Source organism: Streptosporangium nanhuense, from assembly GCF_059358815.1.
This window is the reverse complement of sequence record NZ_JCADBG010000029.1, coordinates 93900-115344: the sequence shown is the minus strand read 5'-3', so window position 1 is coordinate 115344 and position 21445 is coordinate 93900. Positions and strand designations below refer to the sequence as shown.

General features: G+C 71.3%; 16 protein-coding genes. 9 read left to right on the top strand and 7 right to left on the bottom strand.

What is annotated here, in order from left to right; translation table 11 throughout:
• Window positions 1-437: 437 nt before the first annotated feature.
• From AC5L38_RS38440 to AC5L38_RS38430, 3 genes are read left to right on the top strand one after another with little or no spacing between them, the layout of a single operon-like run.
• Entirely contained in the window at window positions 438-1385 is a 948-nt protein-coding gene (locus AC5L38_RS38440) for a TIGR03557 family F420-dependent LLM class oxidoreductase (protein ID WP_495247736.1), read from the top strand.
• A 21-nt stretch (window positions 1386-1406) separates the two neighbouring features.
• Window positions 1407-2588 (top strand): zinc-dependent alcohol dehydrogenase, encoded by a 1182-nt coding sequence (locus AC5L38_RS38435; protein WP_495247735.1) that lies wholly within the window; start codon window positions 1407-1409, stop codon window positions 2586-2588.
• Between the two features lie 39 nt (window positions 2589-2627).
• Window positions 2628-3101, top strand: coding sequence for a hemerythrin domain-containing protein (locus tag AC5L38_RS38430; protein WP_495247734.1), 474 nt, complete (start codon window positions 2628-2630; stop codon window positions 3099-3101).
• Between the two features lie 190 nt (window positions 3102-3291).
• Here AC5L38_RS38430 and AC5L38_RS38425 read toward each other — a convergent pair whose 3' ends face one another.
• The 4 genes from AC5L38_RS38425 to AC5L38_RS38410 all read right to left on the bottom strand — a co-directional run bounded on the left by AC5L38_RS38425 (window position 3292) and on the right by AC5L38_RS38410 (window position 7387).
• A complete protein-coding gene (locus AC5L38_RS38425; protein ID WP_350976162.1) occupies window positions 3292-3579 on the bottom strand; it encodes a Fe-S cluster assembly protein HesB in 288 nt (95 codons plus the stop codon).
• 221 nt (window positions 3580-3800) lie between these two features.
• Complete coding sequence (locus AC5L38_RS38420) at window positions 3801-5177, bottom strand: FAD-dependent oxidoreductase (protein ID WP_495247733.1); 1377 nt, start codon at window positions 5175-5177, stop codon at window positions 3801-3803.
• Window positions 5178-5363: 186 nt separating this feature from the next.
• Complete coding sequence (locus AC5L38_RS38415; RefSeq protein ID WP_495247732.1) at window positions 5364-6905, bottom strand: multicopper oxidase family protein; 1542 nt, start codon at window positions 6903-6905, stop codon at window positions 5364-5366.
• Window positions 6902-7387: a hypothetical protein gene (locus AC5L38_RS38410; RefSeq protein WP_495247731.1), complete on the bottom strand. Its 486-nt coding sequence runs from the start codon at window positions 7385-7387 to the stop codon at window positions 6902-6904. The genes AC5L38_RS38415 and AC5L38_RS38410 overlap by 4 nt, the downstream gene beginning before the upstream one ends.
• Before the next feature lie 496 nt (window positions 7388-7883).
• On the opposite strand from AC5L38_RS38410, the gene AC5L38_RS38405 reads away from it, so the two are divergent.
• From AC5L38_RS38405 to AC5L38_RS38385, 5 genes are all read left to right on the top strand, one after another.
• Window positions 7884-8966 (top strand): LacI family DNA-binding transcriptional regulator, encoded by a 1083-nt coding sequence (locus tag AC5L38_RS38405; RefSeq protein WP_495247730.1) that lies wholly within the window; start codon window positions 7884-7886, stop codon window positions 8964-8966.
• Window positions 8967-9460: 494 nt separating this feature from the next.
• Window positions 9461-10834 carry an ABC transporter substrate-binding protein gene (locus AC5L38_RS38400; protein WP_495247729.1) on the top strand — a complete coding sequence of 458 codons (1374 nt, stop codon included), beginning with the start codon at window positions 9461-9463 and terminating at the stop codon, window positions 10832-10834.
• A gap of 71 nt (window positions 10835-10905) precedes the next feature.
• Entirely contained in the window at window positions 10906-11823 is a 918-nt protein-coding gene (locus AC5L38_RS38395; protein ID WP_495247728.1) for a carbohydrate ABC transporter permease, read from the top strand.
• Between the two features lie 16 nt (window positions 11824-11839).
• Window positions 11840-12820: a carbohydrate ABC transporter permease gene (locus tag AC5L38_RS38390; RefSeq protein WP_495247727.1), complete on the top strand. Its 981-nt coding sequence runs from the start codon at window positions 11840-11842 to the stop codon at window positions 12818-12820.
• A 40-nt stretch (window positions 12821-12860) separates the two neighbouring features.
• Window positions 12861-14426, top strand: coding sequence for a glycoside hydrolase family 13 protein (locus tag AC5L38_RS38385; RefSeq protein ID WP_495247726.1), 1566 nt, complete (start codon window positions 12861-12863; stop codon window positions 14424-14426).
• Between the two features lie 196 nt (window positions 14427-14622).
• Here the strand turns inward: AC5L38_RS38385 and AC5L38_RS38380 are convergent, their stop codons facing one another.
• A complete protein-coding gene (locus tag AC5L38_RS38380; RefSeq protein WP_495247725.1) occupies window positions 14623-15645 on the bottom strand; it encodes a GTPase family protein in 1023 nt (340 codons plus the stop codon).
• A 144-nt stretch (window positions 15646-15789) separates the two neighbouring features.
• Here AC5L38_RS38380 and AC5L38_RS38375 point away from each other — a divergent pair, with 144 nt between their 5' ends.
• Window positions 15790-19290, top strand: coding sequence for an AAA family ATPase (locus AC5L38_RS38375; RefSeq protein ID WP_495247724.1), 3501 nt, complete (start codon window positions 15790-15792; stop codon window positions 19288-19290).
• Window positions 19291-19482: 192 nt separating this feature from the next.
• Here AC5L38_RS38375 and AC5L38_RS38370 read toward each other — a convergent pair whose 3' ends face one another.
• Window positions 19483-20652, bottom strand: coding sequence for an MFS transporter (locus AC5L38_RS38370; protein WP_495247723.1), 1170 nt, complete (start codon window positions 20650-20652; stop codon window positions 19483-19485).
• A gap of 15 nt (window positions 20653-20667) precedes the next feature.
• Window positions 20668-21426 (bottom strand): DeoR/GlpR family DNA-binding transcription regulator, encoded by a 759-nt coding sequence (locus tag AC5L38_RS38365; RefSeq protein WP_495247722.1) that lies wholly within the window; start codon window positions 21424-21426, stop codon window positions 20668-20670.
• Between the last annotated feature and the right edge of the window lie 19 nt (window positions 21427-21445).

The following is a 21445-nucleotide window of genomic DNA, read 5'->3' as shown; positions in this document are numbered from 1 at the left end:
TCGACTCCCGGCTGCGGGCCCGCGCCCACACCCGCGAGCACGGCGAGGACCCGGCCGAGATCCGCGACTGGACCTGGTCGTACTGACCTGACCGCCGTACTGACCTGACCGCCGTGCCGACCGGGCCGCCGTACTGACCGGGCCGCCGTGCCGACCGGGCCCGGCCGGGGCGGCCGAACCCGCCCCGGCCCGGCGGCGGTCCCCGCGCCCTTTCCGATCTTCGGTCTCCGATCTACGGCCTCCTGCCCCTGGACCCCTGTCCCGATCGCGGGGCAGAGGTCTTGGCCAAGCCCGAGGCCGGGCTCGCCATCGGGTTATGCCGCCTCCCCGGGGAGGTCGGGGAGGAGATCTCGCCGCTTCCCTCACATCCCTCTGTTTGACCTTTGCGGACGGGGTAAGGGAGACGTCGCCGCAGCTCAGGCGATCGGGGAGGCAAAATGACCACGTTCGGGTACTTCTTGTCGAGCGAGGAACACGGGCCGGCGGAGCTCGTACGGCAGGCCAAGCTCGCCGAGCGGGCGGGCTTCGAGAGCCTGTGGATCTCCGACCACTTCCATCCGTGGCTGGACGCGCAGGGCCAGAGCCCGTTCGTCTGGTCGGTGATCGGGGCGGTGGCCGAGGCGACCTCGCTGCCCATCACCACCGCCGTGACCTGCCCGCTGGTCCGCACCCACCCGGCGATCATCGCGCAGGCCGCCGCCACCAGCGCGGCGCTGTCCGGCGGCCGGTTCCGGCTCGGCGTCGGCACCGGCGAGGCGCTCAACGAGCACATCGTCGACTCGCGCTGGCCCCCGGCCTCCGAGCGGCTGGAGATGCTCGAGGAGGCGGTCGAGCTCATGCGGAAGCTGTGGAGCGGGAAGCTGGTGACCCACCGGGGAGAGCACTACCGCGTCGACACCGCCCGCCTCTACACCCTTCCCGACGAGCCGCCGCCGGTCTACATGTCCGCCTTCGGGGACAAGGCCGTGCAGCTGGCCGGGAAGATCGCCGACGGCTACATCTGCACCGCCCCGAACGCCGAGCTGGTGGAGAAGTTCCACAAGGCGGGTGGCGCGGGCAAGCCCACCCAGGGCGGGCTGAAGGTCTGCCACGCCGCCGACGAGGCCACCGGCCGCAGGACCGCGCACCGGATCTGGCCGACCGAGGGCATCCAGGGCGAGGCCATGCAGCTGCTGCCGCTGCCCCGCCACTTCGAGGAGCTCGCCGAGATGGTGACCGAGGGCGACATCACCGCCCCCTGCGGCCCCGATCCCGAGGTGCACATCAAGGCGATCAAGGAGTACGTCGACGCGGGCTTCGACGAGGTCTACATCAGTCAGATCGGCCAGGAGCAGGACGCCTTCTTCGACTTCTACGCCAAAGAGGTCCTGCCGAGGTTGCGCTGACATCCCCCCGAGGAGAAGATCATGAAAGCTCTCACCTGGCACGGCAAACGCGACGTACGGGTCGAGGAGGTTCCCGACCCGGTGCTCAAGGAACCGAACGACGCGATCATCAGGGTCACCACCACCGCGATCTGCGGTTCGGACCTGCACCTGTACGAGGTCCTGGGGCCTTTCATGGGCGAGGGCGACATTCTTGGCCACGAGCCGATGGGCGTCGTGGAGGAGGTCGGCCCCGAGGTCACCGCCATCAAGCCGGGTGACCGGGTGGTCATCCCCTTCAACATCTCCTGCGGCCACTGCCACATGTGCGGCTTGAACCTCTTCGCCCAGTGCGAGACCACCCAGGTCCGCGACCAGGGCATGGGGGCGGCCCTGTTCGGCTACACCAGGCTGTACGGCGAGGTCCCCGGCGGGCAGGCCGAGTACCTGCGGGTCCCGCAGGCGCAGTTCGGCCCGATCAAGGTCCCCGAGGGGCCGCCGGACGAGCGGTTCGTCTACCTGTCCGACGTGCTGCCCACCTCCTGGCAGGCGGTGGCGTACGCCGACATCCCCGACGGCGGGAGCGTCACCGTCTTCGGGCTCGGCCCGATCGGGCAGATGACCTGCAGGATCGCCAGGCATCTCGGCTACCGGGTCATCGGCGTCGACGGGGTGCCCGAGCGGCTCGCGATGGCGCGCAGGCACGGTGCCGAGGTGCTCGACGCCTCGGCGACCGAGGACATCCCCGGGGCGGTCAGGGAGCTGACCGGCGGGCGCGGCACCGACTCGGTGATCGACGCGGTCGGCATGGAGGCGCACGGCTCGCCGGTCGCCAAGTTCGCCCACGCCCTGACCGGCCTGCTGCCCGGCGCGATCGCCGCCCCGCTGATGTCCAACGCGGGCGTCGACCGGCTGGCCGCGCTCACCCAGGCCGTGGACACGGTACGGCGCGGCGGCACGATCTCCGTCGTCGGCGTCTACGGCGGCATGGCCGACCCGATGCCGATGCTGAGGATGTTCGACAGGGGCGTCACCCTGCGGATGGGCCAGGCCCACGTCAAGCGCTGGATCGACGACCTGATGCCGCTGGTGACCGACGACTCCGACCCGCTCGGGGTGATGGACCTGGCCACCCACCGGCTCCCCCTCGACCGGGCGCCGCACGGTTACGAGATCTTCCAGAAGAAGCGGGACGGGGCCATCAAGGTCCTGCTCAATCCCTGACACACCAGATATGTCGTAAAAGTCGTAGGAGGAGAAGATATGGACGCGATCGTTCTGCTCAAGGACGACCACAAGACCGTCGAGAAGCTGTTCAAGGAGTTCGAGAACGCGGGCGAGCGGGCGTACAAGAAGAAGCGGGACCTCGTCGACCAGATCATCGAGGAGCTCACCGCCCACGCCCACATCGAGGAGCAGATCTTCTACCCGGCCGCCCGCGAGAGCGTTCCCGAGACCTCCGACCACGTCCTGGAGAGCGTCGAGGAGCACCACGTGGTGGTCTGGATGCTCTCCGAGCTGACCAAGCTCGACCCCCAGGACGAGCGGTTCGACGCCAAGGTCACGGTGCTGATCGAGAACGTGCGCCATCACGTCGAGGAGGAGGAGCAGGAGTGGTTCCCGCAGGTGCGGGAGGCGATGGGACGCAAGAGGCTCCAGGAGCTCGGCGAGGAGATGGAGAAGGCCAAGGCCGGTGCGCCGAAGGACCCGCTCGCCCTGAGCAGCGCCCGCGCCTGACCCCCGGCCACCGCCCGCAGGCGCCTGCCTCCCGGCCACGTGCCGCACGGGCCCGGGAGAGATGGACACGCCCTCTCGCACATCTGTGCGGATCTTGAGGGGCGTGCCCCGCCGGTCGCCTACGAGAACACGCGGGCCCCGGTCCCCTGGAGAGGGGACCGGGGCCCGCCGCCGGGTCCGGCCCGGGTGGTCAGTGAAGCTGTTCGGTGACGAGGAACGCGACGCCGCCCCCCTCGTCGACGTCCGCGTCCAGCGACTTGTCGTCGAGCATGTCCACGACCTGCGGGTCGAGGAAGATTCGTGCCCCTTCCGACTCCACCACCCTGTCGGCGGATTCGGGGTGTTCCGCGATCGAGAGCACGAGCGATCCGGTTCCGTCGCTCTGGGATGAAATGCGAACCCCGGTGTCCGGAGAGTCTGTCACCTGCGAGCTGAGATCCCGGATTACCTGGGCTGCCGTGTCCGTCAATGTGAGCATTGCTACTCCTTGTCGGGATCGGGACTTGGATTCTTCGCCCTTGCCCGCTCTCATCCGGCCCAACCATTCCCGCGGATTTTCCCGCGCCCGATCGATCATGCGGGCGCGCGGCGGCGCGGCTCCGCCGGCGGGCGCCAGGACGGTGAACCGGGAGCCCGGCCCCTCCCGTGAACCGGCCCCTCCCGTGAACCGGCCGCTCAGCCCTTCTCGTGAACGGAGGCTCAGGCCTTCCCGTCCAGGCGGTCGATGTGCTCGGCCGCCTTGCGCGCGGCGATCAGGACCGGATCCCACACGGGGGCGAACGGGGGAGCGTACGACAGGTCGAGCCCCGAGATCTGCTCCACCGTCATCTCGTTCCAGATGGCGACGGCCAGGGCGTCGATCCGTTTGGCGGCGCCCTCCTGGCCGACGATCTGGGCGCCCAGCAGGCGGCCCGTCCCCCGGTCGGCGATCGTCTTGATCTTCATCTCGCGGGCGCCGGGGTAGTATCCGGCGCGCGTGGTGGACTCCACGATCCCGCCGACCGGCTCGAACCCGGACCTGGCCGCCTCCGCGGTCGACAGGCCGGTGCGCGCCACCTCGTACTCGCAGATCTTGGACACCGCGGTGCCCACGACGCCGGGGAAGGCGGCGTGCCCGCCGCCGATGTTGATGCCCGCGACACGCCCCTGCTTGTTGGCGTGGGTGCCGAGCGCGATCGCGACCGGCCGCCGGGAGACCAGGTGGAAGGTCTCGACGCAGTCACCGGCGGCCCAGACGCCCTCCACCGGGGTCCGCATCCGCCGGTCGGTCACGATCCCCGAGGTCTCGCCGACCGGGATGCCCGCGGCCTTGGCCAGCGCGCTGTTCGGCCGGGTGCCGAGCCCGAGGACGACCAGGTCGGCGGGGAGGGTCCGGTTCTCGGTGCGGGCCGCGGTGACCCGCCCGCCGGACTCCTCGAAGCCCTCGATGGACTCGCCGAGGTGCACCTCCACGCCCAGGTCGCGCAGGGCGTCGGCGATGAGGGCGCCCATGTCGGGGTCCAGCGTGCTCATCGGCTGCTCGGCGGCGTCGACGAGCGCGACCTCCAGCCCGCGCCGTACCATCGCCTCGGCCATCTCCAGGCCGATGTAGCCGCCGCCGACCACCACGGCCCTGCGCGGCTTGTCCTCCAGGGCCCGCAGCAGCGCGATGCCGTCGTCCAGGGTCTGCACCCCGTACACCCCCTCGGCGTCGGCGCCGGGCAGGTCGGGGCGGCCGGGAACGGCGCCGGTGGCGACCACGAGCTGGTCGAACGGCTCCCAGCTCGGGTCGTCGCCCCGCTCGCCGCGCACGGCCACCGCGCGCCGGTCCAGGTCGATCTCGACGACCTCGCTGTGCAGCCGCAGGTCGATGTCCAGCTCGTCGCGGAACACCTCCGGGCGCCGGCTGATCAGGGAGTCCACGCCGGTGACCTCCCCGCCCACGAGATAGGGGATCCCGCAGGCCGAGTAGGAGGCGTGCGCGCCCTTCTCGAAGGCGACGATGCGCAGGTCCTCGGGCCCGCGCCTGCGCCTGGCCTGGGAGGCCGCGCTCATCCCCGCGGCGTCGCCGCCGATCACCACCAGTCGTTCAGCCATGGTTCCCATCCCCCCTGTGGACCGCCGATGGTACGGCTTCCTCCACGGGCCCCGCCCAAACGGCCACCGCGCCACGCCGTGCGGGTCCGGGGGACCGGTCAAACGATCACCGCGCGACGCCGTGCGCGTCCGGGGAACTCGTCGGCGCCCCGGCGCCACGAGGCTCTCGTACGGCCGGGGGCGCCCCTACACCACCTCGAAGTCGGCCATCATCGCCATGTCCTCGTGTTCGAGGTTGTGGCAGTGCATCATGTAGCGCCCCCGGAAGCCCTCGAAGCGCACCAGGACCTCGACCACCTCGTACGGGCGGACGTCGACGGTGTCCTTCCATCCGCCGTCCGTCGCCGCCGGGGCCCGGCCGTTGCGCGACAATACCTGGAAGTGGGCCATGTGCACGTGCACGGGATGGTGGAAGTCGCTGGTGAGACGCCAAATCTCGGTGGTGCCGAGCCGGGGGCGGGCCAGCGGGCTGCCGGGCCGGAACGGCAGGCCGTTGATCGTCCAGGAGGCCTCGGGCCCCTGCCCGGTCCTGCGGAAGTCGAAGAGCCGCGAGGCGGCGGCCGACGACCTGACGGCCGGTTCGACCGCCGCCAGGCGCCCCGGCACCGCGCTGTCCTCCCGGGCCCGGCGTACGACGCGAAAGCGCATCACGTCACGCGCCGGGCCGGTGCCGAGGGTGTTGACCATCGTCACCTCGCCGCCGACCGGGTAGGCGGAGAAGTCGACGACCACGTCGAACCGCTCGGCGGGGGCCATCGTGATCGCCCGGTGCGCGACGGGGGCGGCGAGCAGCCCGGCGTCGCTGCCGACCTGGACGAACGCGCCGCCGGGGGCCAGCTCCAGCCGGTAGCGGCGGGCGTTGGAGGCGTTGAGCAGCCGCAGCCGGTATCGGGTGGCCGAAACCTCGAGCACCGGCCAGGGGGCGCCGTTGACCAGGATCACGTCGCCCTCGACCCCCTCCATGTAGGCGGCCTCGACCCCGGCGCTCACCAGCAGGCTGGGATCGACCGCCGGGTAGCGGAACGAGCCGTCCTCCTCGAACGCGCGGTCGCAGATCATCAGCGGGACGTCCCGCTCGCCCCTGGGCAGCGGCAGCGCGTCGTCCTCGTCGTCCCCGACGATCATGAACCCGGCCAGCCCTCGCCAGACCTGCGGGGCGGTGAAGTCCATCCGGTGGTCGTGGTACCAGAGCGTGGCGGCCCGCTGGTCCAGCGGGTACGCGTAGTCCCTGGCCCCCGCGTGCAGCGTCCACTGTGAAGGGTCAACGCGCATGCCGTGGTGGGAGTGGCCGCCGGGCGGGGGCCGGAAGCCGCGGCCCTCGGCCACCACCAGGTCGGTGGGGTAGCCGTCGGAGCCGGCCGGGGTCACCCCGCCGTGCAGGTGCGTGGAGGTCGGCACGGGCAGCTCGTTGCGGACCCGGACCGTGACGGGGCCGCCGCGCCGCACCTGGAAGGTCGGCCCGGGGAAGGTGCCGTCGAACCCCCACACCTCGGTCGTCGTCCCCGGGACGATCTCCACCTTCGCGGCGCGCTGGACCACCTCGTAGTGACCGGGCCGCGCGGGGCGCGCCACGGCGGGGACCGGCAGCGGGACGGTGAACGGCCGGGGCAGCGGCAGCGCGCTGGACAGGGCCTGGCCCGCGGTCTCGGCCGACACCGCGCCGCATCCGGCCGCGGCCAGGCCCGTCACGCCGAGCGCGCCGCCCAGGAGACGCCTTCTGGAGATCACGCCGCCGTCCTTCGCTGTCCCCGCCACATCAGCTGTCCCCGCCACGTCCAGGCGGTCATCGACACGGCCATGCCGAAGACGACCATCGCCAGCGGGATGTGCATCGCGATCTGGCGCTCCTGGCCGAGCACGAACTGGACGTTCACCAGCGTCGCCTGCACGAGGCTCACCCCGAGCGGCCACAGCGGGCCGCGTCCCGGCCGCCACAGCGTGATCGCGGCGACGAGCTGCAGGCCCACCAGCACGGTGGTGATGACGGCGCCGAGGTTGTGGTGGGCCAGCATGTCCACCTCGCCGGTGACGAACATGCCGGCGATGACCGCCTGGCCGAGCACGGTCACCAGGTGCAGGGTGGCGGTGACCCGCAGGGACCAGACGATCCAGGCGGGCACGCGGGCCGGATCGGTCCGGGCGGGCACGCGGGCCGGATCCGCCGGGGCCGGTACGCGGGCCCGGCCGGTCGGAGCGGGTGGGGAACTCATGGACACCTCCGTGGGATTTCGCTGCCCAGGCTCCCGGTCCGGGGCGCGGGCGTCGTCACCCCTGCGAAGCGCTCGGCCGTACTTCTCCGGGGGTACGAGGGGCCGGGCGGGCGAGGGCCTACGACCGGGGGAGTAGTAGGAGGTGCCGGGCGCGGGTCCCTGGACACCGCCGGGGTGTGACCGACGACCCCTCCGGGGCGCCGGACGGCTCTGAGGTGCTGCCGTCTTGACAAAAGAGCGGTATCGGGTGATACAAAATTCATAGGATGACGAACAGATAGCCGCAATATTTTATCCGTGTGTCGCAAAGAATCGATCAGGCGGAGTACTCCGTTGTCATGGCTGCGACGCCGGGCAGGTCTCTCCAGGCCCGCAAGCGGGCGGAGCTGCGCGGTAAGAGCGTTGCGGCCGTCGAGGTGAGGTCCGGCAATCGCCTCCATCGGGGCATGAAGCCCGCATCTCAGGCCGACATAACGCGTCATGATCACGATCTGGTATGACATCGATCCGCAAAATGGATGTAAACACTTGCGAAAGCCGCCGTATGCTTGCGGGTATGACGCGGAGGCTTGCTGAGGTGGCCAAGAGGGTCGGGATGAGCGAGGCGACGGTCAGCCGCGTGCTCAACGGCAGGCGCGGCGTCTCCGAGTCGACCAGGGACGCGGTGCTGACGGCGCTCGACGCCCTCGGCTACGAGCGCCCGACCCGGCTGCACCGAGACCGTGCCCGCCTGATCGGCCTGGTCTTCCCCGACCTGCACAACCCGATCTTCCCCGCGTTCGCCGAGGTCGTCGGCGGGGCCCTCGCCCAGCAGGGGTTCACCTCCGTGCTGTGCACGCGCACCGCGGGCGGGCTGCAGGAGGCCGACTACGTCGACCTGATGCTGGCGCAGCACGTCTCGGGCGTGGTCTTCGCCGGGGGGGCGTACGCCGACGGGGACGCCTCCCACGAGCACTACGCGCGCATCCTGGAGCGGCGCCTGCCCGCCGTCCTGGTGAACGCCTCGGCCGGTCACCTCGGTTTCTCCCAGGTCTCCTGCGACGACGTCACCGCGGCCGAGATGGCGGCCGGCCATCTGCGCGCCCTCGGTCACGAGCGCGTCGGGATGCTCCTCGGGCCCGCCGACCACATGCCGTCGCGCCGCAAGCTGGAGACCTTCGCCGCCTACGCGCGGGCGCACGGCATGGAGTTCGGCGACCGCTTCGTCGAGCACGCCATGTTCTCGATGGAGGGCGGCCAGGCCGCCGCCACCCGGCTGGTGCGACGCGGCGTCACCGGCCTGATCTGCGGCAGCGACCTGCTCGCGCTCGGCGCGGTGCGCGCCGCCCGGCGCGAGGGGCTGGCGGTGCCGCGCGACGTCTCGGTGATCGGGTACGACGACTCGGCCATGATGAACCGGACCGACCCGCCGCTGACCACGGTGCGCCAGCCGATCGAGGCGATGGGCCGCGCGGCCGTGGACCTGCTGGTCGGCCAGATCGACGCCGCCGCCCTGCCGGGGGGCGAGTTGCTGTTCGACCCCGAACTCGTGGTCCGCGCCTCCACCGCCCCGGCGGCGCCCGGGGCGATATCGGCCTGACCGTTTCAGGGCCGGCCCGAGGCAGGTCCGCGGCAGGTCCGGGACGGCCGGGTCGTCGCCCCGGTGCCGGCCCGGCCGCCGTGACCGGCGTTTCCCGGGTGCCGGGCGTCCCGCCGTCCTCCCAGGTCCGGCCCCTCGGCAGGGCCCTTTCCTCCACCGCCTGGCCAGGGCTCCCACCGGCCCGGCGGCCGCGTCGTGCCCATCCTCGGCCCCGGCCCTCCCGCGCCCCTATTTCCGGTCTCCTCGGCGATCGCCTCTAAAAATTTCGACAGGAAGATGACGTCATCATGCATCTTCCCGCAAGTGGATGACTCCACTCCGTGTCATCCGTGTGTAGCCCCAGGTGGGAAGGGGGTTCCGCTCGCGGCGAGCGTGTTACCGGGAGATGGCGGATCGATCACTGTCACTTTTTTGCATCTGAATTGACGGGCTCTTGCTACTTCCTGCACGCCTCTATATGTTTCTCGCAACCGACCCGCCAAGGAGTGCCTCGGATGAAATCCCCCAAGCTCTCGATGCTGCTCGCCGCAGCCATCGCGCTCACCGCCGCCGGGTGCGGCAACGACGACAGCGGATCACAGGCCGCGGAAACCAAGCCGAGTGCCGCCGGTGCCGAGGCCCCGGTCACGATCTCCGTGGGCTGCCAGCCGCCGAAGAGCAACCCGCTGGAGCGGACCGCCTGGGACGAGGACGTGGCAGCGTTCAAGAAGCTGCACCCGCACATCACGATCGACAGCAAGGACGCCTTCCCCTGCATCAACCCGGACACCTTCCAGGCGAAGCTGGCCGGTGGCTCGATGGAGGACGTCTTCTACGTTTACTTCACCGACATCAAGAAGATCATCGCCGCCGGTCAGGCCGCCGACATCACCCCGTACGTCGGTGACATCAAGCTGCTGAACGACATCCGGCCCGACGTGCTCGCCACCTTCAAGGAGGGCGAGAAGCTCTACGGCCTGCCCAGGAACAACTACTCCATGGGCCTGGTCTACAACCGCAAGCTCTTCACCCAGGCCGGCCTCGACCCCGCCGCACCGCCCAAGACCTGGGCCGAGGTGCAGGAGGCCGCCAAGAAGATCACCGCGCTCGGTCCCGGGCACGTCGGTTTCGGCGAGTACAGCGCCGGCAACACCGGCGGCTGGCACTTCGCCGCCTCCCTCTACGGGCGCGGCGGCGAGATGGTCACCCCCGACGGCAAGGCCGCGGCCTTCAACAGCCCCGAGGGCAAGGCCGTCCTGGAGAACCTCAAGACCATGCGCTGGACCAACAACAGCATGGGCGCCAAGCAGCTCCTCCAGTGGGAGGACCTGATGCGCATGATGGGCGGCGGCAAGCTCGGCATGATGATCGGCGCCCCCGACGTCGTCCAGGCCGTCAACAACGACTTCAAGGGCAAGTTCGAGGACTACGGCGTCACCGCCCTGCCCGAGGCCAAGGCCTCGCTCAGCGGCGGCGACGGCTACATGATCAACCCCAAGGCCACGCCCGAGAAGATCAAGGCCGCCATGCTGTGGCTGGACTTCCACGAGCTGACCCCCGGCCAGGGCCAGTTCAACTACGCCCGCAGCAAGCAGCAGGGCCGCCCCGTCGGCCTGCCGATCCCCGACCTGTACGGCGACACCGCGCCGGGCAAGGAGATCGTCGAGCTGCGCAAGGCGAACGCCACCGTTCCCGTGGAGAACTTCACCCCCTTCGTGGAGGGTTCCGCGGCCATCCAGAACAAGCTTGAGCCGCCGAAGTCGCAGGAGCTCTACGCGATCCTCGACGTGGCCATGTCCGCGGTGCTGACCAGGCAGGACGCCGACATCGACAAGCTTCTCGCCGACGCCGAGGCCAAGGCCAACAAGGTGCTGGCGAAGTCGAGCTGACCTTCTGACACCCGGGGTGCCGGCCCGTCGGCCGGCACCCCGAAACTCATGTCGATATCGGGAGTCAACCGATGACCACTATGACCGTGAAAGGTCCACGGCGGCGGAAGCCGGGAGCGTTCCGGCGAGGGCTGCGACGCAACCTGACCGCCTACGGGTTCCTGTGCGCGGCGCTGATCTGTTTCGCCTTCTTCTCCTGGTACCCCATGGTGAGGGAGGTCCTGCTCAGCTTCCAGCAGACGAACTTCGTCGACGACCCCACCTGGGTCGGCCTGGACAACTTCCGTACCGTGACGGAGGACTCGGCGTTCGCCCAGGCGTGGATCAACACCCTCGCCTTCACCGGCCTGGCGCTCGTGTTCGGCTATGTCGTCCCGTTCGTGGCGGCGATCGTGCTGAACGAGCTGCGGCACGCGCGGGCCTACCTGAGGTTCATCGTCTACCTCCCGGTGATGCTGCCGCCCGCCGTCGGGGTGCTGCTGTTCAAGTGGTTCTACGACCCGGGCGCCGGCCTGTTCAACCAGATCCTGGACCTGGCGCACCTGCCGGCCCTGAGCTGGCTCGACTCCACCGACACCGCGCTGATCTCCCTCGTCATCGTCTCCACCTGGATGAACCTGGGAACCGGCACGCTGATCTACCTCGCCGCGCTGCAGAGCATCCCCGGCGAGCTGTACGAGGCCGCGGAGCTGGACGGCGCCGGGCTCTTCAAGCGGGTCTGGCACGTGACGATCCCGCAGACCAGGCTCATCCTGCTGGTGATGCTGCTGCTGCAGATCGTGGCGACCATGCAGGTCTTCATCGAGCCGTACCTGCTCACCGGCGGCGGCCCGGAGAACGCGACGCTCACCGTCGCCTACCTCATGTACCAGTACGCCTTCAACTTCGGCGACTTCGGCGCCGGAGGCGCGCTCGGGCTGATGCTCATGGTCGTGCTGATGGTGTTCTCCGCCTTCTACCTGCGCCTGTCGCGGGACAACCAGAGCTAAGGAGGTAGCTGAGCCGATGTCGAACCTCACCGTTCAACCCAGTCGCCCGGCTCCCGCCCGGCCGCCGGAGCGGAGCTCCGCGAAGAGGCCGAAGCGGCCGCGCAGGTCCAAGGAGCCGGCCAGGGAGTTCCGGAGCCTGGTCTCCCCGCACACCCTCACCACCCCGCACGGGCGGTGGATCTACCGCATCGTGCTGACCGCGGTGGTGCTCCTGTTCACCGCCGTGTTCGTGTTCCCGCTGTACTGGATGGTCACCGGCGCGCTCAAGTCGCCCGAGGAACTCGCCCAGATCCCGCCGAGCTTCTTCCCGTCGTCGTTCGACTTCGGGGTGTACGCCGAGGCGTGGGACCAGCTGGAGCTGGGGACCTTCCTCACCAACACCGTCATCTACGCCGGCGGCGCCCTGCTGTTCACGCTCGCCATCGACGTCTCGGCCGCCTACGCGCTGTCGAAGCTGCGGCCGGTGCTGGGCAACCTGGTCCTGGGCCTGATGCTGGCCACGCTCATGATCCCGCCGATGGTGATCCTGCTGCCGGCCTACCTGACGGTCAAGGACATGCCGATCTTCGGCTGGGACCTGCTGAACACCCCCTGGGTGATCTGGCTTCCCGCCGCGGCCAACGGGTTCTTCATCTTCCTGCTCAAGCGTTTCTTCGACTCGATCCCCAAGGAACTGCTGGAGGCCGCCCAGATCGACGGCGCCTCACCTGCGCGTATCCTCTGGTCGATCGTGCTGCCCGTCTCCCGGCCGATCCTCGGGGTGGTGTCCATCCTCTCCGTCGTGAACGTCTGGAAGGATTTCGTCTGGCCGCTGCTGGTGCTGCCGGACGGGGACAAGATGACGATCAGCGTGGGCATCGCCTCGCTCTCGGCGCAGATGCCGCAGAACGTGCTGATCGCCGCGCTGGTGATCGCGAGCATCCCGACGATGATCGTTTTCTTCATCTTCCAGCGCAGCATCATGGCCGGCCTCACCGCCGGCAGCCTCAAGGGCTGACCTCGTCACCCACTGACAACTACTAAGGAGTTGTTCCAGCATGTCCGAAACGTGGTGGCGGGGAGCCGCGATCTACCAGGTCTATCTCCGGAGTTTCGCCGACGGCAACGGCGACGGCATCGGCGACCTCGCGGGACTCCGCGCGCGCCTGCCGTACCTCTCCGACCTGGGCGTCGGCGCGATCTGGCTCAACCCCTGGTACCCGTCGCCGATGGCCGACGGTGGGTACGACGTGGCCGATTACCGTGACATCGAGCCATCGTTCGGCACGCTCGCCGAGGCGGAGGAGTTCATCGCCGAGGCGCACGCCCTGGGGATCAAGACGATCACCGACATCGTCCCCAATCACGGTTCCGACCAGCAGAAGTGGTTCCTGCAGGCGCTGGAGGCCGGACCGGGCTCCGCCGAGCGGGAGCGCTTCCACTTCCGCGAGGGCCGGGGGGAGGGCGGCGAGCTGCCGCCTAACGACTGGAAGTCGATCTTCGGTGGCCCCGCGTGGACCCGTATCGCCGACGGCGAGTGGTACCTGCACCTGTTCGCCCCCGAGCAGCCCGACTTCAACTGGGACAACCCGGAGGTCGTCCAGGAGTTCCACGACGTGCTGCGCTTCTGGTTCGACCGGGGCGTGGACGGCATCCGGATCGACTCGGCGGCCCTGCTGGTCAAGGACATGGACAGCCTGGGAGGCGAGGAGGCCTACACCGACCTCGACGGCGTCCACGAGATCTACCGGGGCTGGCGCCGGGTGGCCGAGGAGTACGACGACCGCATCCTGATCGGCGAGGTGTGGCTGCCCGACCAGGAGCGGTTCGCCCAGTACCTGCGCCCCGACGAGATGCACACCGCGTTCAACTTCGACTTCCTGGCGTGCAGCTGGGACGCGGCGGCGCTGCGCGGCTCGATCGACCTGACCCTGGCCACGCACATCCCGCTGGGCGCGCCGCCCACCTGGGTGCTGTCCAACCACGACGTGACCCGCCCGGTCACCAAGTACGGCAGGGCCGACACCTCCTTCAGCCACGCCGACCGCAAGCACGGCATGCCCTCCGACCCGGTGCTGGGCGAGCGCAGGGCCCGCGCGGCCGCGCTGCTGGCGATGGCGCTGCCCGGCGGCCTGTACGTCTACCAGGGCGAGGAGCTGGGGCTGCCGGAGGTCGAGGACATCGCCGACGAGCTGCGCCAGGACCCGATCTGGATCCGCTCGGGCCGCACCGACCACGGCCGCGACGGCTGCCGGGTGCCGCTGCCCTGGTCGGGCGACGAGCCGCCGTTCGGGTTCGGCGCCGGGCCGACGTGGCTGCCGCAGCCGCTGGAGTGGAAGGCGCTGACGGCCGAGGCGCAGGCCGCCAACCCCACCTCCATGTTCACCCTCTACCGCACCGGGCTGCACCTGCGCCGCGAGCTGCTCGGCGACGGCACGCTGACCTGGCTGGACGCCCAGGAGGGGGTGCTGGCCTTCCGCCGGGAGTCGGGACTGGTCTGCGTGGTCAACCTCGGCCAGGAGCCGGTCTCCCTGCCCGAGCACGAGTCGGTCCTGCTGACCAGCGGCCCGCTGGAGGGGAACCTGCTCCCCTCCGACACCGCCGCCTGGCTCCGTACGGCCTGACCCTCCTGGAGAATCCCCGACTCGGGGCCGCCGGCGTTCCGGCGGCCCCGGGCGCCCCTGACCGGCCGGACCCCGTCCGGCCGGTCAGGTGGCGCCGGCCACCCGCGACGGCGTCCCGCCGGGTCTCCCCTTCCGGCGGGACGCCGTCGCGGCGCGGCCGTCCCCTGGTCCCCTGGTTTTTCGGCCGGGCTCCCTCTCAGAGGGGGAGCTCGGTGAGGTCGAAGGCCTTGGTGCCGCGCTCGCCGTCCCAGATGATCATGTTGCCGTACGTGCGCGCCGTGTCCACCGGCACGTCGGTGAGCTCGTCCACCTCCTGGAGAAGGCGCCGGAAGTGGAAGACGGCCGCGGGGCCGAGCCTGTTCACGACGCCGGTCATCAGCCGCGTGAGATTGAACCTGAACAGCGCCGAGCAGGGCAGCACGCGGTGATTGTCGCGTAAACGGGAGAAGACCTCCCGGTGCGCCGGATAGCGCTCCGAGTACGCGTCGCACACCGCTTGCGAGAAATGGCCGCGATAGTGGACGCCGCGACGGTCGAAACCGAGCCTTTCGTCGGAGACGGTGAACTCCCCGGTGCCGTAGGTGCTCGTGCGGAGGAGGTCCGCGCGCGGTCCGAGGAAGACGCTCTCGTAGTAGGCGGCCTTTTCCTCCAGGCGGCGCAGGAGCGCCCCCCCGGGCCCGAAGGTGCCCTGTTTCCCGCGCATGTCGAAGATCCACGGGGGCGGGGTCAGGGCGTCCGCCTTGGTGAGGACGAAGGTCAGCTTGCTCATGATGAGCCGCCGCGTCTCGACCGCGACGCTGTCGAGCAGCCCGTTCAGGCACCGCTCGTCATAGGCGGTGGAGCGGCTGTCGGCGTGGAAGGCCCAGATGACGACGTCGCACTGGATCAGCCTCTCCAGGTACATGGCCAGGTAGGTCTCGTCGGCGGCGCCCGACTCCCCGATCCCCGGCATGTCCCAGAAGGTCAGCATGTGACCGGAGGTGCCGGGTACCGAGACCGGCTCCGGCCTCCGGGTGACCGGCCGGACGTGGCCGACGGCGAGATCGGTGCCGAACAGGCAGTTCAGAAGCGACGTCTTCCCTACACCCGTTTGTCCCATTATTGCCACGCTTAGTGGTTTATCTGATTCAGCACTCCTTTCACGTCGAACATTCTCCCTGGCCTTTTTCCGCGGGCCGTCGCCCGTCGGGCCCACGGAAAAATCCTCGATCTTGGCCATGCGGTCGTCTCCTGTGACATCGTTATCGAGCGCTTCGAGCTGCTTTCCACGCTCGTCTCCACAATGGGGCGGACAACCTTGCGATGACCTTGCAGCCGGAGCCGTCGCCGGAAAGACACGATTCGATCCCCCCGGGCGGTGGACGTGGCGAGCTTCGAGATCAAGCTGTTCGGTGCCGTGGACATCGTGGTCGACGGGGTGCCCAGGGAGATCAACCCCCAGCTGGCCAAGACGCTGGCCATGCTGGTCTCCGCCCGCGGCCCCATCTCCCCGGCCGCCCTGGCCGCCGGACTGTCCGAACCCTCCTCCGGCAGGCACGTGGAGGTGGCGCCGCCCGTCTCGCGGCTGCGCTCGCTGCTGCGCGGCAGCGGGCTGGACATCCCGCGGGCCAGGCGCTCGCACGTCTACGAGCTGGTCGAGGACGCGCCGGGCCGCCTCGCCGCCACCGTCGACACGCGGCGCTTCGAGGCGTACCTGCGCGACGGGCGGACACTGCTGGAGCAAGGCGAGCTCGCCGCCTCCCTGCGGACGCTGCGGGAGGCCCTCGGGGAGTGGTCGGGCGACCCGTTCGCGTCGCTGGCGGGCGGCTGGATCCCGCCCAGGGTCTGCGAGAACTACCACGCCAGGCTGCGGGAGCAGCGCCGGGAGCTGACCCGGCTCATCGCCCGCGTCGCCATCCGGCTCGACCTCCTGGGCGACGCGGGATTCCTCACCGGCGAGGTCGCCGCCGAGTTTGCCGCCGAGGGCCAGGAGGACAGCGGCCCGCTGTGGCTGCTGCGCTTCCTCATCACCCTGCGCGACGAGGGGGCGGTCACCGCGAGGGAGCTGATCGAGCGGCGCCGCGCCGTCTCCCCGGGGGACGACGCGGTGAGCCGGGCACAGGACCTGCTGGCCCTGCGCGGGCACGGCCTCGGCCGCCCGCCGTCGCCGCCCGCCGCCCGCGCCCCCGGGCACGGTCACGTCTACGGTCACGGTGGCCCGCGCTCCCTGATCGGCCGCAGGGACGAGATCCTGCTGCTCTCCGCGCTGGCCGGGCGGCTCGAGCGCGGGGAGCCGGTGGCCCTGGCCGTCTGCGGCGTCCCCGGCGTCGGCAAGACCAGGCTGGTGGAGGAGCTGGCCGTGCTCCTGCCGTCGAGGGTGCGCATGGTGACCGTCCCGTGCCAGGAACTCGGCGACCTGCAGCCGTGGCGGGTGCTGGTCGGGACCCTCTGGGAGGACCTGCGGCGCGACCTGGCAGGCCCGTCCGTCCCGATCGGCGCCGAGGAGCGCGAGACGCTGGAGGGGCTGATGTCGGCGGGCCTGTTCGTCTCGCTCGGCGGGCCCGGTCACGAACGCGACCCGCGACGCCTGGTCGCCCTCCTGGTGTCCCTGCTGCGCCTGACCGCCGGTGCCGGTCTCCTGGTCGCCTTCGACGACGCCCACCTGCTCCGCGCCGACGCCGAGGAACTGCTGCACAACGTACGGGAGGCCCTGGGGGAGGCTCCCGTCGGCTTCGTGCTCACCGACCGCTCCGAGCCGTCGCGCTGGCGGGGGCGGATGGACGTGCTGGCCTTGTCGCGGCTGGGGGCCGAGGAGGTGGCGGAGTGGCTGGGCGCGACATGGGGCCGCGAACCGACGCGCGCGGAGACCGGCAGGGCCGTGCGGGAGACCGGGGGACTGCCGCTGGACCTGTGCCGGATCACCGAGGCCGGCGAGCTTCCCCGTGACCTCCCCCGGCACGACACCGCCTCCAGCCCGATGTTCCGCTGGCTCGCCGCGGCGGCCGTCACCGCCCTGGGCCGGGAGATCGACCCCGGCCTCGTCGCCGGCATGCTGGAGCTCGACGGGCGGGAGGCCAACCGCAGGCGCGCGGTGGCCGTGACGGCCGGGACGGTCCTCGACCACCAGGGGCTGCGCTTCGGTCACGACACGGCCAGGGAGAGCCTGCTCCAGGAGCTGAAGCGCCATCCGGCCCTGGCCATGGAGCTGCACCGCCGGGCGTTCGAGATCCTGGACGAGCGCCTGGCGCGGACGACCGGGGACGGCTGGATCGACCCGGCGCTGCCGGTGCGCGTCGCCGAGCACGCCCGCTCCTCGGGCGGCGGGCTGCCCGAGGAGCGGGTCGCCGCGGCCTGCCTGGGCGCCGCGCGGGCCCAGCAGCGCGGCTTCGCCACCGAGGCGGCGATCACGTGGGCGCTGGCCGGGCTGGGGCTGCGGTGCGACGCCGAGACCCGGCTGAGCCTGCTGATCACGCTGGGCGACGCGCGCAACGACGCCGGTGACCTGGAGGAGGCCGAGCGCCTGTACCTGCGGGCCTGCGGCGAGGGCGAGAAACTGCCGAGGCTCGCCGCGGTGGCGGCGATCAGGCTGGCGCGCCGCTGGTCGGACCCCGGGCAGGCCGACCGGCAGCTGCTGCACGTGCTGGGCGGCGGCCTGGGGGCGCTGCGCGACGACACCGGCGACGAGGCGGTCCCGCTGCGGCTGCAGCTGCAGGCGCATCTCGCCCACAAGCAGACGATGGCGGTCAGCGACAGCCTCGACCCCACGTACGCCGGCCTGCGGCCCGGGGTGGAGATGGCCCGCGCGACGCTGCGCGAGCTGGAGGAGTCCGGGGCCGGGCCGCTCATCCGCTGCGAGGTGCTGAACGAGTGCAGGTGGGGCCTGTACGACTTCGCCTCCCCGAAGGAACTGCTGGACATCGCCGAGCGGCTCCAGGAGGCGAGCATCCAGGCGGCGTCCGCGCACTTTCGCAGCGAGGCCATGGTCGCCCTCACGATCGACCAGCTCAGGCTGGGCCGCCTGAGGGAGGCCGCCGCCACCGTGGCCGGTCACCGCAGGCACGTCGCGCGCAACCACCGCGTCTTCGGCCCCTGGTTGCAGACCACCCTCGACACGCTGATGGACGTGTGGAACGGGGAGTTCGCCCGCGCCGAGGAGCGCGTCCTGGCCGAGTGGAAGCGGCTCGACAGGGAGGGGGAGGGCGAGGTGATGTCCGCCGACACCCTGCGGCAGACCCTGATCGGGCAGCACTACTGGCTGCTGCGCGAGCAGGGGAGACTGGGGGAGCTCTTCGGCTCCGGGCTGGCCAGGCAGGTGGTCGAGTACGAGTACTTCCCGATCTGGCGCGCGGCGCTCGTCCTGGCGCTCTGCGAGATCGGCGGGCACGAGGACGCGAGGGACCGGCTGAGGGCGTTCTTCCGCGAGACCTCCGATCTCGGCGCGCTGCCGCCCGACGGGTGGTCGGTGCCGACGCTGGCCCTGCTGGCCGAGTCGTGCGCGCTGCTCATGGAGGCGGGCCACGGCGATCCCGAGCTGTCGCGGTGCGCCGCCCTCGTTCGGGAGCGGTTGTCGGCCCACCGGGGGCAGATCGCGCTCGCCGGGTGGCCCACCGTCCTGCTGGGGCCGACGGACCGCTATCTCGGGTTGCTCGCCCTGGCCGAGGGGGACGCCGAGGAGGCGCTGAGGTGCTTCGACGAGGCGCTCCCGCTCGCCGGCGCCGCCTCACCGCTGATCGCGCACCTCCACCTCGACCGTGCCAGGGCGTTGCGTCTGAGGGACGGCGCGCGCGCTTCGGGGGAGGCCGCCCACCTGCTCCGCCGCGCGCTGCGCCTGACCGAGCGTCTGGGCATGGCCGGGGTCGCCGCCCAGGCGCTGGCTCTGCTGTGATCCACGTCCTGACCCGCGCGGACCCGCGCTGACCCGGTGTGATCCACGCTCCCGCCCCGGCCGCGCGGGCCGGGGCGATCTGTTCCAGGCTCCGACCCGTGGACCCGTGGACCCGTGGACCCGTGGACCCGTGGACCCGTGGACCCGTGAACCCGTGGACCCGCGAGAGCCCGATGGCGATCCGTACCTGATCTACTTTGTAAAGGGCGGGGGCCGGAGCGCCCGCGCGGCCAGCGCGACGAAAAGGGCCAGCAGGGCGGGGATCGCCAGCGCGCGGGGCAGGCCGATCAGCTCGGCGGCGCCGCCGATCAGCACGGGCCCGCTGAGGAAGCCCACGTAGCCCAGGCTCGCCACCCGGGCCAGCGCCTTCCCGGCCCTGGCCGGGTCGCGCCTGCCGGCCGCGGAGAAGACCTGCGGGACGATGCAGGACAGGCCGGCCCCGAAGCAGCCGAAGCCGATCACCGCGGCGATCTGGTGGTCGGCGAGCAGGCCCAGGCCGAGCCCTGCGGCGGCCAGCGCCCCGCACGCGCGCACCAGTCTGACCGGCCCCAGCAGGGTGGCCAGCTTGTCGCCCGCGAGGCGGCCCGCGGTCATCATGATCGAGAAGGCGGCGTAGGCGGCGGCGGCGAACCCGTCGGAGCTGTTGAGGCTCTCGCTCAGGTAGACCGAGCTCCAGTCGGCCGCGGCCCCCTCGCCGATCATGCAGCAGAAGGCCAGGACGCCCAGCAGCAGCACCCCGCCACCCCCGCCGTTCGCCGCTCCCGTGCCGCTGGGGGTGGCGGACGCGGTCAGGGGCAGCGCCCAGCGGGCGGCCCAGAGCGCGAGGGCGACGATCACGGTGGCGACCGCGATGAACGTCACCTCCGGGCTGAGGGCGACCTGGGCGAGCAGCCCGCCCGTGGTGGCGCCGAGGAAGCCGCCGATGCTGAACACGGCGTGGAAGGACGACATGATCGGACGACCGGTGGCCTGCTCGATCTCGACGGCGTTGGCGTTCATCGCCACGTCCAGCGTGCCGTGCACCGCCCCGAAGGCGAACAGCGCGAGGGCCAGGCCGACCAGGTTGGGTGCGAAGGCGGGCAGGATCAGCACGACGCCCTGCGCGAAGGCCATCGGCAGCATCACCTTGACGCTGCCGTATCGGTCGACCAGGCGGCCGACCACCTGCATGCCGGCGATCGCCCCGGCGGCGATGCCGAGCAGCCCGATGCTGAGCTCGCCCTCGCTCAGCCCCAGCCCCTGTTTGATCGACGGGATGCGCGCGGTCCAGGTGCCGACGGCCATGCCCGCGAGCAGGAAGAGCAGGTAGACCGCCACCCGGCCGCGTAGCAGCACGGCCCGGTCGAGGGTGGTGACGTGCATGGGGAGGGGCTCCAGTCAGACGGTGCGGACGGTGACGCCTGCCGCGATCATGGCGTCGTGCTCGGCGGGGGGCAGTGCGGTGTCGGTGACGACCATGTCGAGGCGCTCCAGCGGGCAGACCGCGCCGAAGGCGGTGCGGGTGAACTTGCCGGAGTCGGTGGCCACGATCACGCGCCGGGCGGAGGCGATCGCCGCCTGTTTGACGGCGACGTCGGACAGGTCGTGGGCGGTGAGGCCGTGCTCGGCGGACAGGCCGCAGCAGCCGATGACCGCGGTGTCGAAGCGCAGGGCCCGGATGGCGCTCTCGGTCAGCGGGCCGGTGAAGCTCAGCTCGCCGGGGCGGACCTCGCCCCCGGGGAGCACCAGGCGGATCCGGGGGGCCGCGCTGAGCTCGGTGGCCGACTGCAGGCAGAGCGGCAGGACCGTCAGGCGGCGGTCGCGGATCACGCGCGCGATCTCCAGGGAGGTGGTGCCGCTGTCGAGCAGCACGGCCTCTCCGTCGGCGAGCAGGGCCGAGACCTCGGCGGCGATCCGCCGCTTGGCCTCCACCGCCTCGCGCTCGCGCACCCCGAAGGGCGGCTCCTCCCCGCGCAGCAGCAGGCTCACCGCGCCACCCCTGACCCGCCTGACCACGCCCTGCTGGGCGAGCTCGTCGAGGTCGCGGCGGATGGTCATCTCCGACACCGCGTGCTCGACCGCCAGCTCCGCGACGGAGACGACGTCGCTGCCGCGCAGCGCCGACATGATCGCGCGGATGCGATTGTTGCTTTCCACGTGTTCATTTGAACACGGA

Excerpts from the sequence above, each read along its gene's own strand:
- AC5L38_RS38440 (WP_495247736.1), top strand. The coding sequence starts at position 438 with ATGACCACGTTCGGGTACTTCTTGTCGAGCGAGGAACACGGGCCGGCG.
- AC5L38_RS38435 (WP_495247735.1), top strand. The coding sequence starts at position 1,407 with ATGAAAGCTCTCACCTGGCACGGCAAACGCGACGTACGGGTCGAGGAG.
- AC5L38_RS38430 (WP_495247734.1), top strand. The coding sequence starts at position 2,628 with ATGGACGCGATCGTTCTGCTCAAGGACGACCACAAGACCGTCGAGAAG.
- AC5L38_RS38425 (WP_350976162.1), bottom strand. The coding sequence starts at position 3,579 with ATGCTCACATTGACGGACACGGCAGCCCAGGTAATCCGGGATCTCAGC.
- AC5L38_RS38420 (WP_495247733.1), bottom strand. The coding sequence starts at position 5,177 with ATGGCTGAACGACTGGTGGTGATCGGCGGCGACGCCGCGGGGATGAGC.
- AC5L38_RS38410 (WP_495247731.1), bottom strand. The coding sequence starts at position 7,387 with ATGAGTTCCCCACCCGCTCCGACCGGCCGGGCCCGCGTACCGGCCCCG.
- AC5L38_RS38405 (WP_495247730.1), top strand. The coding sequence starts at position 7,884 with ATGACATCGATCCGCAAAATGGATGTAAACACTTGCGAAAGCCGCCGT.
- AC5L38_RS38400 (WP_495247729.1), top strand. The coding sequence starts at position 9,461 with ATGAAATCCCCCAAGCTCTCGATGCTGCTCGCCGCAGCCATCGCGCTC.
- AC5L38_RS38395 (WP_495247728.1), top strand. The coding sequence starts at position 10,906 with ATGACCACTATGACCGTGAAAGGTCCACGGCGGCGGAAGCCGGGAGCG.
- AC5L38_RS38390 (WP_495247727.1), top strand. The coding sequence starts at position 11,840 with ATGTCGAACCTCACCGTTCAACCCAGTCGCCCGGCTCCCGCCCGGCCG.
- AC5L38_RS38385 (WP_495247726.1), top strand. The coding sequence starts at position 12,861 with ATGTCCGAAACGTGGTGGCGGGGAGCCGCGATCTACCAGGTCTATCTC.
- AC5L38_RS38380 (WP_495247725.1), bottom strand. The coding sequence starts at position 15,645 with ATGGCCAAGATCGAGGATTTTTCCGTGGGCCCGACGGGCGACGGCCCG.
- AC5L38_RS38370 (WP_495247723.1), bottom strand. The coding sequence starts at position 20,652 with ATGCACGTCACCACCCTCGACCGGGCCGTGCTGCTACGCGGCCGGGTG.